Raw genomic sequence first — 11,791 nt, forward strand, 5'->3', positions numbered from 1 at the left:
AGGTTGCGGCAGGGCGCGTTCAGCGCGGTTTCAGGGTGCTTTCAGCGCCCTGAAACTCGCCCTCAGGGGGAGCAGCGTCGTTCAGGCGTCGTAAGTGTGGAAGCCCCGGCCGCTCTTGCGGCCGAGGTGGCCCGCGGCGACCATGCGGCGCAGCAGGGCGGGCGGGGCGTACAGCGGCTCCTTGAACTCCTCGTACATCGACTCGGCCACGGCCTGGGCGGTGTCGAGGCCGATGAGGTCGAGCAGCCGCAACGGCCCCATGGGGTGGGCGCAGCCGAGTTCCATGCCCCGGTCGATGTCCTCCGGCTGTGCGGAGCCCGACTCCACCATCCGTACCGCGCTGAGCAGGTAGGGCACGAGGAGGGCGTTGACGACGAAGCCGGAGCGGTCGGGCGCCTGGATGGCCTGTTTGCCTAGCTGCTCGGCGAAGCCGCGGGTGCGCAGCACGGTGTCCGCGCCGGTGGTGAGGGCGGGAATGAGCTCCACCAGCTGCTGCACGGGCACGGGGTTGAAGAAATGCATGCCGATGACCTGCGCGGGCCGCTCGGTGACGACGGCGAGATCGACGATGGGGATGGAGGAGGTGTTGGTGGCCAGGACCGCCGCGGGGTCTTCGACCGCCTTGTCCAGGGTGCGCAGGACCTCCGTCTTGATGTCGCGGTTCTCTGCGACCGCCTCGACGACGAACTGGCGGTCGGCCAGGTCGCTGAGGTCGTGAGTGAAGGAGAGCCTGGCGAGGGCCTGGTCCCGCTGCTCCTCGCTGAGCTTGCCACGCCGTACGCCTCGGTCGAGTGAGGCGGTGAGCCGGCGGCGGCCTGCCTCCAGCGCGTCCGGCGTGGCCTCGGCGACTCGGACGTCGATGCCGCTGCGGGCCGCGACTTCGGCGATGCCGGAGCCCATGAGGCCGCAGCCGACAACGCCGAGACGGGTGACGGGGTCCATCTGAGGTCCTATCTGCTGAGTGGCTGCGGGCTGGTTTCCGGGGCTACGGGGCTGGGTCAGACGTTGCGGCGGTACTGGCCGCCCACCTCGAAGAAGGCCTCGGTGATCTGCTGGAGCGAGCAGACCCGGGTGGCGTCCATGAGGACGGCGAAGACGTTGTCGCCGTTCGTCGCCGCGTTCTTGAGAGCGGCCAGGGCGTCGTGGGCCCGGTCGCGGTGGCCGGTGTGGAAGTCCCGCACGCGCTCCAGCTGGGACTGCTTCTCCTCCTCGGTGGCCCGGGCGAGTTCCAGTTCCTGGGGCCGGCTGTCGCCCCCGGGGCGCAGGAAGGTGTTGACGCCGATGATGGGCAGGGTGCCGTCGTGCTTGCGCTGTTCGTACAGCATCGACTCGTCCTGGATGCGGCCCCGTTGGTAGCCGGTCTCCATCGCGCCCAGTACGCCACCGCGCTCGCTGATCCGCTCGAACTCCTGGAGTACGGCCTCCTCCACCAGGTCCGTGAGTTCGTCGATGATGAACGACCCCTGCAGGGGGTTCTCGTTCATCGCCAGGCCCCACTCGCGGTTGATGACGAGCTGGATGGCCAGCGCCCGCCGCACCGACTCCTCGGACGGGGTGGTCACGGCCTCGTCGTAGGCGTTGGTGTGCAGCGAGTTGGCGTTGTCGTAGATGGCGGTGAGGGCCTGGAGGGTGGTGCGGATGTCGTTGAAGTCCATCTCCTGGGCGTGCAGGGAGCGTCCGGAGGTCTGGACGTGGTACTTCAGCTTCTGACTGCGTTCGTTGGCCCCGTACTTCTCCTTCATCGCGACGGCCCAGACACGGCGGGCGACCCGGCCGAGGACGGAGTACTCGGGGTCCATGCCGTTGGAGAAGAAGAACGACAGGTTCGGGGCGAAGTCGTCGATGTGCATGCCCCGGGCGAGGTAGGCCTCGACGTAGGTGAAGCCGTTGGCGAGGGTGAAGGCGAGCTGGCTGATGGGGTTCGCGCCGGCTTCGGCGATGTGGTAGCCGGAGATGGACACGGAGTAGAAGTTGCGGACCTTGTGGGCGATGAACCACTCCTGGATGTCGGCCATCATCCGCAGGGAGAACTCGGTGGAGAACAGGCAGGTGTTCTGGCCCTGGTCCTCCTTGAGGATGTCGGCCTGTACCGTGCCGCGCACGTTCGCGAGCGCGTGGGCCCGCAGCTCGGCCGCCTCCTCGGGTGACGGGTCACGGCCCTCGGCGGCTCGGAACCGGTCCGTCTGCTGGTCTATCGCGGTGTTGAGGAAGAACGCCAGGATCGTCGGCGCGGGTCCGTTGATGGTCATGGAGACCGAGGTCGTGGGTGCGGTCAGGTCGAAGCCGTCGTAGAGGGCCTTCATGTCCGCGAGCGTTGCCACCGACACCCCGGACGTGCCGACCTTGCCGTAGATGTCGGGGCGTTCGTCCGGGTCGCGGCCGTAGAGCGTGACCGAGTCGAAGGCGGTGGACAGGCGGGTGGCCGGCTGGCCCTCGGAGAGCAGCTTGAAGCGCCGGTTCGTGCGGAAGGGATCGCCCTCGCCGGCGAACATCCGCGCCGGGTCCTCGCCGTCGCGCTTGAAGGGGAACACCCCGGCCGTGAAGGGGAAGTAGCCGGGCAGGTTCTCCCCGCGCCAGAACCGCACCAGCTCCGCGTGGTCGGTGAAGCGGGGCAGGGCGACGCGCGGGACCTTGTTGCCGGACAGGGACTCCCGGGTCAGCTTGGTGCGGATCTCCCTGTCCCGGACCTTCACCACCTGCTCGTCCCCGGCATAGGAGGCGATGACGGCGGGCCAGTTCCCGATCTGCTCCGTGATCTGGTGCGGGAGCTGCTTGCGGGCGTCGTCGAGGAGCGACTGCACGTTCGCCGCGTCGGAGCCGGCCTCGACGAGCTCGTCCCTGACCGCCTCCAGGTGCTGCACGCGCCTGGCCGCCCCGGCCAGGCGCGTGGTCTCGGCGTGGTACGAACGGACCGTGTCGGTGATCTCGGAGAGGTAGCGCACCCGGCCCGCGGGGACCACCTGCCGGATGCCGGAGGAGTGGCGTACCGCGACCGGTGCCAGCGCGCCCTCGGACAGCGGCAGGCCCTTCTCGGCCAGGCCCGTCTTCAGGTGCTGGTAGAGGGCGGTGACGCCGTCGTCGTTGAAGGTGGCCGCCGAGGTGCCGTACACCGGCATGTCCTCCGGCCGCTTGCCGAACGCCTCGCGGTTGCGGACCAGTTGGCGGCCGACGTCGCGCAAGGCGTCCTGCGCGCCGCGCCGCTCGAACTTGTTGATCGCCACGACGTCGGCGAAGTCGAGCATGTCGATCTTCTCCAGCTGCGAGGCGGCACCGAACTCCGGTGTCATCACATACAGCGAGGTGTCGACGAACGGCACGATCGCCGCGTCGCCCTGGCCGATGCCCGGAGTTTCCACGATCACCAGGTCGAACCCGGCGGCCTTGACCACGTCGATGACGTCGGTCAGGTGCTCGGGCAGCTCGCGACTGCCACGGGTGGCCAGGCTGCGGAAGAAGACCCGGTTCCCGTCCAAGGAGTTCATCCGGATCCGGTCACCGAGCAGTGCCCCGCCGCCGCGGCGGCGGGTCGGGTCGACCGCGATCACGGCGATCCGCAGCTTGTCCTGCTGGTCGAGGCGGAAGCGGCGCACCAGCTCGTCCGTCAGCGACGACTTGCCCGAGCCGCCCGTGCCGGTGATGCCGAGCACCGGCATGACCCGTGCCGCGGCGGCGGCCCGCAGTTGCTCCAGAAACTCCCCGGGCAGCTTGCCCAGTTCCGCGCCGGTGATGGCGCGGGCGATGGCGAACCGGTCGCCGGCCAGCACGGCGGCCGCGTCGGCCGGCTTGCCGTCCCAGAGATCGAAGTCGCAGTCCTGGACAACGGAGTTGACCATCCCGGCCAGGCCCATCCGCTGCCCGTCCTCGGGCGAGAAGATGGTCACCCCGCTGCCGCGCAGCCGGGCGATCTCCTCGGGCACGATGACGCCGCCTCCGCCGCCCACCACACGGATGTGGTCGGCTCCCGCCGCGCGCAGCGACTCGACCAGGTACTCGAAGTACTCCACGTGCCCGCCCTGGTACGACGAGACGGCGACGCCGTGGGCGTCCTCCTCCAGTGCGGCGTCCACGACCTCCCGCACCGACCGGTTGTGCCCGAGGTGGATCACCTCGGCGCCCTGGGACTGGAAGATGCGCCGCATGATGTTGATCGACGCGTCATGCCCGTCGAACAGAGCCGAAGCCGTGACCAGGCGGACAGGATGCACGGGCCGGTGCAGATCACTCATGGGGGCCTTCCCGGACGGGGCGGGGGTACTGTCGACAGAAGAGATACTAGGACGTCCTAGTAAATTGCTGGGAGTGATCACCGTCACAGATCGAGAACGAGGCGAGTCCCGCACGAGCGCGAGACACAGATGAGCATGGTGTCGCCGGCGGCCCGCTCGTCCTCGGTCAGCAGCGAGTCGCGGTGGTCGGGCTTGCCGTCGAGCACGTCGGTCTCGCAGGTGCCGCACGTGCCTTCCCGGCAGGAGAAGTCGACCGCGACACCGGCCTGCTCCACGGTTTCCAGGATCGAGCGGTCCGCCGGCACGGTGAGGGTGAGCCCGGATCGTGCGAGCTCCACCTCGAAGGCCTCGGCCGCGCCGGTGGCGGCCGTCCGCACCGGGGCGAACCGTTCGACGCCCAGCGTGCCGGGGGGCCAGTCCGCGCACTGCTCCTGCACCGCCTGAAGCAGGGGTTCGGGACCGCAGGCGTGCACCAGGGTGCCTTCCTCGGGTACGCCGAGGTGGGCCGCGAGGTCCAGCAGGCCGTACTCGTCCTGCGGACGGACGAGTACCCGGTCCCCGTGCCGGGCGAGGCGGTCTAGGAACGCCATGGAGGTCCGGGTGCGCCCGCCGTACAGCAGACGCCAGTCGGCCCCCGCGGCCTCGGCGGCCTCCACCATCGGAAGGATGGGCGTGATGCCGACGCCGCCGGCGATGAACAGGTGGCGTGCGGCGGGCCGCAGCGGGAAGTTGTTCCGCGGTCCGCGGACCCGCACGGCGGCGCCTTCGCACAGGTGGTCGTGGACGTACGCGGAGCCGCCGCGGCCCCGCGGCTCGCGCAGCACGGCGATCTGCCAGGAGTCGCGTTCGGCCGGGTCTCCGCACAGGGAGTACTGCCGGATCAGATCCCCGTTCTCGCCGTCGGCTCCGGCCAGGAGTACGTCGATGTGGGCGCCCGGCGTCCAGGCGGGGAGCATCCCGCCGTCGGCGCGGCGCAGGGTGAGGGAGACGACGCCGTCGGCGGCGACGGTACGGGCCGCCACGACAAGGGTCGTGTCGACCGAGGTCAGCTGGACGTTCATGATGGTTCGGCTCCGGGTTCAGTCCTGGGTCGGCACGTGCAGCAACAGCGCGTCGCCCTGGCCGCCGCCCCCGCACAGGGCCGCCGCTCCGCTGCCGCCTCCACGCCGCCGCAGTTCGGCCGCGAGAGTCAGCACCAGCCGGGCTCCGGTCATGCCGACCGGGTGCCCGAGCGCGATCGCTCCGCCGTTGACGTTCACCTTGTCGAGCGGGATGTCCAGCTCCCGTACGGAGGCCAGGGCCACTCCGGCGAACGCCTCGTTGATCTCGAACAGGTCCAGGTCGGCGGCCTTCAGGCGGCCGTCCCGGGACAGGGCGTCGCGGACCGCGCCGGCCGGCTGGACGAGCAGTGAGGGGTCGGGGCCGGCGACCGTGCCGTAGGCACCGATCTCGGCGAGTGGTGTCAGGCCTTCGAACCGGGCGCGCTGCGCGCTCATCACGACGAGGGCCGCCGCGCCGTCCGAGAGCTGTGAGGAGTTGCCCGCGGTGATGGTGCCGGCGCTGGAGAAGGCCGGCCTCAGGCGCCCCAGGCTCTCGGCAGTGCTTCCCGGCCGTACGCCCTCGTCGGTGTCCACCACCGTCTCGCCCCGGCGTCCCGCCACGGTGACGGGGGCGATCTCCTCCGACAACGCGCCCGACTCCTGGGCGGCGGAGGCACGTTGATGGGACAGCGCGCTGTACTCGTCCTGTTCCTCCCGGCTCAGGACGTACGGCCGCTGGTAGCGCTCGGTGGCCGCGCCCATGGAGACGCCGTCGAAGGCGCAGACCAGGGCGTCGCGGTCGAGGGCGTCCTCGGCCGCGGCCGAGCCGTACTTCCAGCCGGTGCGCGCCCCGCGCAGCAGGTGCGGGGCGTCCGACATGGACTCCATGCCACCGGCGACGACCACTTCATGGCGGCCGGAGGCGATCATGAGGTCGGCCAGGGCGATGGCGTGCAGACCGGACAGGCAGAGCTTGTTGACGGTGCTCGCGGGGACGGAGAACGGAATGCCGGCGCGGACCGCCGCCTGCCGTGCCGAGTTCGGGCCGGCCCCGGCCTGCACGACATGGCCCATGACGACGGCTTCCGCCGCCGCCGGGTCCAGACGGGCGGCGGCCAGTGCCGCGCCGATGGCGTGGGCGCCGAGGTCGACCGCGGAAACGGTGCTCAGGGCACCCGTCAGCCTGCCGATGGGCGTTCTTGCTCCGGCGACGATGACGGATCCGGGCATGCCGGGACCTCCTGGGGTGTGGGGCGGGTCAGGCGACGGCGTCGACGGCGCGTTCGGCGACCATGTGGGCCGTCTCGTTCACCGAGTGCAGGACGATCCGGCCGCCGGGCATGCGCCGCACCCGGCTGACGGACGTGTAGTCGGGGTGGAACCAGAACATCGTGGGCAGGCCGAGCACGGTCGCCAGATAGGTGTTGGTGATGCCGCCGTGGCACACGACCGCGACCCGCCCTGCGGGATGGGCGTCGAGGATGGTGTCCATGGCCCGCCCGGCGCGGGCGCGAAAGGCGTCCCAGTCCAGCTCGGGCACGAAGTCCTCGTAGCGCCCCTCGGCGAGCGCCGCCGCCCGGGGATCGTCCGCGCCGATCTGCTCCGGCGGCATGTAGGGCTGGGACACGTCGGTGTCCCATTCGCGCAGGTCGTCCAGGACGGTGGCGGTCATGCCGGTGAGGCGTTCCAGGGGTGCCACGGTCTCGCGGGCACGCCGGTACGGGCTGGAGTACAGGGCGTCGACGCCCTCGTGCACGAGCCAGGCGGCGAGGCGCTCGGCCTGAGCGGTGCCCTCCGGCGACAACCGGGGGTCGAACACGCCCGCCACGGGGAGGCCGTGCCGGATGAGGAGGAGTTCGGTCATGGGTGGTCCTTACTGGGGTGAGCCCGGCTCAGCCGGCGATGGTCCGTTCGGAGTGCCAGTACGGGCGGCGCATCGCGCGTTTGTCGAGCTTGCCCATCGCGTTGCGCAGCAGCTCGGGGACGAACTCGTACGACTTCGGGCACTTGTGGGCGGCGAGGTGCTCGCGGCAGAACCGGTCCAGCTCGTCGGCCGGCGGCTCGTCCGCCGCCACCACGACCAGCGCCCGCAGGGACTCGCCGAAGTCCGGGTCGGGCACGCCGACGACCGCGACCTCGGCGACCGCCGGATGCCGGCGCAGGACCGCCTCGCTCTCGGCCGGGTACAGATTGACGCCGCCGGAGACCACCACGTCCGCGGCCCGGTCGGTGATGAAGATGTAGCCGTCCGCGTCGACGTAGCCGATGTCGCCGAGCGTGAAGACGCCGGGGGAGAGGTAGGCGGACCTGGTCTTGTCCGGGTCCGCGTGGTAGCGGACGCCCTGGTCGTCGGGTGCCCGGAAGGCCAGCAGTCCGCGTTCGCCGGGCGGCAGCGGCCGGCCGTCGTCATCGGTGACCAGGACCTCGAACGGGGCCCGGACGCGCCCGACCGAGCCCGGGTGCGCCAGCCACTCGGTGCTGCTGATGCGGGCCACGGTCCCCGCCTCGCTGGCGCCGTACGACTCGGTCAGCACCGGGCCGAACCACTCGATCATGGCCCGCTTCACGTCCGGCGGACACGCGGAGCCGGTGTGGGACACCTGCCGCAGGCTGGAGACGTCGTACCGGGCGCGGACCTCCTCCGGGAGGGCGAGCAGCCGCTGGAAGTGGGTGGGCACCATCACCGTCGAGGAGACCCGCCATCTCTGCACCCGGCTGAGGAACGTCTCCCCGTCGTATCTGCCGAGGACGACCACCGGCTGACCGGCCGCCAGATGCCGCAGCGAGGTCAGCGGCGCGTTGTGCTGGAGCGGACCGCACACCAGGTGGGGCCCCGGCGGGAAGCCGGGCCGGGCGGACATCGCGGCGAGGTAGGCGGCGCTGTCGGTGACCGGGCCGCTCACCCAGCGCACCTCGGTGCCCCGCGCCCGTCCGGTGGTGCCCGAGGTGTAGACGAGCGGAGGCCGGGCGGGCCGGTCCGTCGGGACGGTGCGTCCTGCCGGTGCGGCCGCCAGCCACAGGTCCCAGTCGAAGGCGTGCCCGACGGCCGGCGTTCCGTGCGTCACCAGCGGCAGGCCCAGTTCCCGGGCCGCGTCCAGGGCCGCGCCCGCCCCGGCGGGGCCGGTGACGATCGCGGTCACGCCCGCGTCGATGATCTGGTCGACGAGTTCGCCCGAGGTGAGGTTCCGGGACGTGGCCACGGTCCCGACCCCGGCCCGCAGGCCGGCCAGATGGGCCACCAGCGTCAGGATCGCGTTGTCCCCGAGGACGGCGACCCGGTCCTCGGGGCCGGGCGCGAACTCCAGCAGCCGTGCCGCCGCCCGCGCCACCTGGTCGGCGAGGCCTGACCAGGACAGCACGCCCAAGTCGTCCACCACGGCGGGGTCCTCGGGTGTCTCCTGGGCGCGACGGTCGAGTGGCAGCAGCGACATGGCTCCTCCGGCGGCTCATCGGGCCTCTCCCGAATCGAGGGGAGAGGTGATGCGGTGACTGTAGCGTTTATCAAGAAAGTACGGAACACTCTGATCCCGAGCGGAGGCATTCCTTCATGCTCAATGGGTTGGCGGGTCCACTTTGCCGCCACCGTTACTGAATCTCTCGTCTGGTAACTGTCCGAGGAGGAGTCATGCCCCAGCCCGATCCGGACGCATGGCGCACGCAGGTACGGCAGTGGCTGGCCGGCGTGCTCGAACCGGCGCGGGCGTCGGAGTCCGCCGCAGAAGACGCCGATCTCGCCGTGTTCCACAACCTCCCCGAGGACGAGGAACGCCTGCTGCTGGAGCGCTGCCGCGCCTACCAGCGGGCCCGCTTCGACGCCGGCTACCAGGCGCTGACCCTCCCCGCGGACAAGGGCGGCGCGGGCCTGACCGCCGCCCACGTGGCCGTCTTCGCCGAGGAGGAGTCCGCCTTCGAGGTGCCGCCCTCCACCGAGCTGATCAGCGTCACCGTGCGCCTGGTCGCGATGGCCGTCTCCCTGTTCGGGACGGCCGAGCAACTCCGCGACCACGCACGCGCGTTCCTGCGCACCGACCTGCTGGCCTGCCAGCTCTTCAGCGAGCCGGGTGCCGGGTCCGACCTCGCCGCCCTGCGCACCCGCGCCCGGCAGGCCGACGAGGGCGAGTGGGTGATCGACGGTCAGAAGGTGTGGACCTCGGGAGCCCAGTTCGCCGACTACGGTCTGCTGCTCGCCCGCACCGACCCGGACGTCGTCAAACAGGCCGGCATCACCGCCTTCCTGGTCCCGATGGACGCCCCGGGCGTGGAGGTGCGCCCCATCCGGCAGATGAGCGGCGGCGCCTCCTTCAACGAGGTGTTCCTCAGCGGCGTACGCGTCCCGGACCGGCTCCGGATCGGGCGGCCGGGCCAGGGCTGGGAGGTCGCCACCACCACCCTCGCCTTCGAACGGACCGCCTCCGGCAGCGGCAACCGCCGCAAGGGCGGCACCTTCGCGGACGTGCTCGCACTCGCCCGCTCCCTCGACCGCACCTCGGACCCGCTGGTCCGCCAGCACCTCGCCGACCTGTACGTGCGCGCCGCCCTGCGCGCGGCCACCGTGGACCGCGTCGCCAGGACGAGCGCGTCCGGCGGCCGGCCGGGGCCCGAGGCGTCGTTGACCAAGCTCATGGCATCCGACCTGCTCACCCGCACGGGACAGGTCGCCGCCGAGCTGATGGGGGCGCGCATCAGCGCCGACACCGGGGAACCGGGCACCTTCGCCTGGACGCAGCACCTGCTCGGTGCCCCCGGCTACCGGCTGGCGGGAGGCACCGACCAGATCCAGCGCAACCTGATCGGCGAACGGGTGCTGAAGCTGCCGCCGGAGCCGCGGGCGGACCGGGTGCCGTTCTCGCAGCTCCCCGGCAACTGAAGGACTTCTCGGCGACCGGGCTACCGGGACCGTTTCGGCAATCACGAAGGAGTGACATCGATGGATCTGGGACTGACAGGAGCGAAGGCGCTGGTGACCGGCGCGAGCCGGGGCATCGGCCGCGCGATCGCCGGAACCCTCGCGGCCGAGGGCTGCGCACTGGCCCTGTGCGCCCGGGGCGAGGAAGGGCTGGCCAAGGCGGCCGCCGAACTGCGCGGCGAGGGGGCCACGGTGTTCGCGGAGCCGGTCGACGTCACCGACCCGGCGGCCCTCGCGGGCTTCGTGGAGCGGGCGGCCGGTGAACTCGGCGGCCTGGACCTGCTGGTGTCCAACGTGTCGGCGGGCAATGTGAAGGGCCCCGAGTCCTGGGAGGCCAGCCTGCGCGGCGACCTGATCCCGTTCGCGGGGCTCGTCGAGGCCGCCCTGCCGCACCTGGAGGCCTCCGACCGGGCCGCCGTCGTGGCCATCGGCACCACCAACGCCTCCGACACCGCACGCCCGGCCGGAGCGAACTCCTACTCCGCGCTGAAGGCGGCCGTCGTCCAGCACGCCTCGGCCCTCGCGCACTCCCTCGCGCCGAAGGGCATTCGCGTCAACACCGTCTCACCCGGCCCGATCGACTTCCCCGGCGGCGCCTGGGAGACCATCCGCAGCAGCCGCCCCGAGGTGTACGAGGAGGTCCTCGCCAAGCTGCCCATCGGCCGCTACGGCACCGCCGAGGACGTGGCCGCGGCGGTGGCGTTCCTGCTCGGACGGACCGGCTCCTTCTGTGTCGGGGTCAACCTCGTGGTGGACGGCGGGCTGCTCACCCGCGTCCAGTACTGAGCCGTGGGTGGCCCGGCCGGCCGCCTGGACGCCGTACTGGTCTGCGGCGGGCGCTGGCACGACTTCGACCTCGCGCGACTGAGGCTGCTGGAGCTGCTCGGCGAGCATCCCCGGGTGCGCACCACGGTGTACCAGGACTACGACTGCGTGGCCGCGCTCGACAGGGCCGACCTGCTGGTCACCTACACCTGCGACGTCCGGCCCCGCCCGGCGCAACGGGCCGCGCTGGCACGGTTCGTCGAGCGGGGCGGGCGCTGGCTCGCCCTGCACGGCACCAACGCGGTGATCGAGCCGTCGACGGGCAGCGGCCCGCGGGTGTTCACGACGCCACGGCTGCTCGGGGACCTGGCGAAGGTGCTCGGCAGTCAGTTCCTGGCCCACCCGCCGATCGAGCCGTACGAGGTGCTGGTGACCCGGCCCGACCATCCGCTGGTCGCGGGGATCGGGTCGTTCACCGTCACCGACGAGCTGTACGTGTGCGAACTCCACGGCGAGCTGGAGGTGCTGCTGCACACCGAGTACACGGGGCCGTGCCGCGGTTTCGCCGAGGGCGACACGGCGGCCCTCGACCGCGCGCCCCGGCCGGTGCTGTACCTCAAGCGGCACGGCCTCGGCGAGGTCTGCTACTTCACCCTCGGCCACTGCCGGGGCCGGTACGACATGCAGGACCTCGGCGTGGACGACACCGGGCGCGTGGATGTGGGGCCTTGGGAGACACCGGAGTTCCTGACGGTGCTCGGGCGCTGTGTGGAGCGGACGGTGGGCGCGCGAAGCCCGGCTCGGTGAAGCGCGGGACGTGTCCGACCTGCGGATCGTCATGGACGGCGCCGCGC

At 71.7% G+C, this 11,791-nt stretch carries 9 protein-coding genes; 3 read left to right on the top strand and 6 right to left on the bottom strand.

Translation table 11 applies throughout. The annotated features are described in order from the left end of the window. Window positions 1–81: 81 nt before the first annotated feature. The 6 genes from ACH4G3_RS15400 to ACH4G3_RS15425 all read right to left on the bottom strand — a co-directional run bounded on the left by ACH4G3_RS15400 (window position 82) and on the right by ACH4G3_RS15425 (window position 8,697). Window positions 82–942 (bottom strand): 3-hydroxybutyryl-CoA dehydrogenase, encoded by an 861-nt coding sequence (locus tag ACH4G3_RS15400; RefSeq protein WP_397624917.1) that lies wholly within the window; start codon window positions 940–942, stop codon window positions 82–84. Between the two features lie 56 nt (window positions 943–998). Beyond that, window positions 999–4,226, bottom strand: a complete 3,228-nt coding sequence (gene icmF / locus ACH4G3_RS15405) for a fused isobutyryl-CoA mutase/GTPase IcmF (RefSeq protein ID WP_397624918.1) — start codon at window positions 4,224–4,226, stop codon at window positions 999–1,001. An 83-nt stretch (window positions 4,227–4,309) separates the two neighbouring features. Further along, window positions 4,310–5,287 carry a PDR/VanB family oxidoreductase gene (locus ACH4G3_RS15410; RefSeq protein ID WP_397624919.1) on the bottom strand — a complete coding sequence of 326 codons (978 nt, stop codon included), beginning with the start codon at window positions 5,285–5,287 and terminating at the stop codon, window positions 4,310–4,312. Between the two features lie 18 nt (window positions 5,288–5,305). Next, on the bottom strand, window positions 5,306–6,496 hold the full coding sequence (locus ACH4G3_RS15415; protein WP_397624920.1) for an acetyl-CoA C-acyltransferase: 1,191 nt from the start codon (window positions 6,494–6,496) through the stop codon (window positions 5,306–5,308). A gap of 28 nt (window positions 6,497–6,524) precedes the next feature. After that, complete coding sequence (locus tag ACH4G3_RS15420; RefSeq protein ID WP_397624921.1) at window positions 6,525–7,130, bottom strand: histidine phosphatase family protein; 606 nt, start codon at window positions 7,128–7,130, stop codon at window positions 6,525–6,527. Window positions 7,131–7,158: 28 nt separating this feature from the next. After that, entirely contained in the window at window positions 7,159–8,697 is a 1,539-nt protein-coding gene (locus ACH4G3_RS15425; RefSeq protein WP_397624922.1) for an AMP-binding protein, read from the bottom strand. Between the two features lie 194 nt (window positions 8,698–8,891). Here ACH4G3_RS15425 and ACH4G3_RS15430 point away from each other — a divergent pair, with 194 nt between their 5' ends. Genes ACH4G3_RS15430 through ACH4G3_RS15440 form a run of 3 tightly spaced genes read left to right on the top strand, consistent with a single transcriptional unit; the run spans window position 8,892 to window position 11,744 of the window. Further along, window positions 8,892–10,133 (top strand): acyl-CoA dehydrogenase family protein, encoded by a 1,242-nt coding sequence (locus ACH4G3_RS15430; RefSeq protein WP_397624923.1) that lies wholly within the window; start codon window positions 8,892–8,894, stop codon window positions 10,131–10,133. A 60-nt stretch (window positions 10,134–10,193) separates the two neighbouring features. Beyond that, window positions 10,194–10,958 (top strand): SDR family NAD(P)-dependent oxidoreductase, encoded by a 765-nt coding sequence (locus ACH4G3_RS15435; protein ID WP_397624924.1) that lies wholly within the window; start codon window positions 10,194–10,196, stop codon window positions 10,956–10,958. A gap of 3 nt (window positions 10,959–10,961) precedes the next feature. Beyond that, on the top strand, window positions 10,962–11,744 hold the full coding sequence (locus ACH4G3_RS15440; RefSeq protein ID WP_397624925.1) for a ThuA domain-containing protein: 783 nt from the start codon (window positions 10,962–10,964) through the stop codon (window positions 11,742–11,744). The last annotated feature ends 47 nt before the right edge of the window (window positions 11,745–11,791 follow it).

The organism is Streptomyces afghaniensis (genome assembly GCF_044327915.1).
GTDB classification, from domain to species: domain Bacteria; phylum Actinomycetota; class Actinomycetes; order Streptomycetales; family Streptomycetaceae; genus Streptomyces; species Streptomyces afghaniensis.

Bases quoted from the DNA above. Each gene is read 5' to 3' on its own strand.
- ACH4G3_RS15400 (WP_397624917.1), bottom strand. From the start codon at position 942: ATGGACCCCGTCACCCGTCTCGGCGTTGTCGGCTGCGGCCTCATGGGC.
- icmF (WP_397624918.1), bottom strand. From the start codon at position 4,226: ATGAGTGATCTGCACCGGCCCGTGCATCCTGTCCGCCTGGTCACGGCT.
- ACH4G3_RS15410 (WP_397624919.1), bottom strand. From the start codon at position 5,287: ATGAACGTCCAGCTGACCTCGGTCGACACGACCCTTGTCGTGGCGGCC.
- ACH4G3_RS15415 (WP_397624920.1), bottom strand. From the start codon at position 6,496: ATGCCCGGATCCGTCATCGTCGCCGGAGCAAGAACGCCCATCGGCAGG.
- ACH4G3_RS15420 (WP_397624921.1), bottom strand. From the start codon at position 7,130: ATGACCGAACTCCTCCTCATCCGGCACGGCCTCCCCGTGGCGGGCGTG.
- ACH4G3_RS15425 (WP_397624922.1), bottom strand. From the start codon at position 8,697: ATGTCGCTGCTGCCACTCGACCGTCGCGCCCAGGAGACACCCGAGGAC.
- ACH4G3_RS15430 (WP_397624923.1), top strand. From the start codon at position 8,892: ATGCCCCAGCCCGATCCGGACGCATGGCGCACGCAGGTACGGCAGTGG.
- ACH4G3_RS15435 (WP_397624924.1), top strand. From the start codon at position 10,194: ATGGATCTGGGACTGACAGGAGCGAAGGCGCTGGTGACCGGCGCGAGC.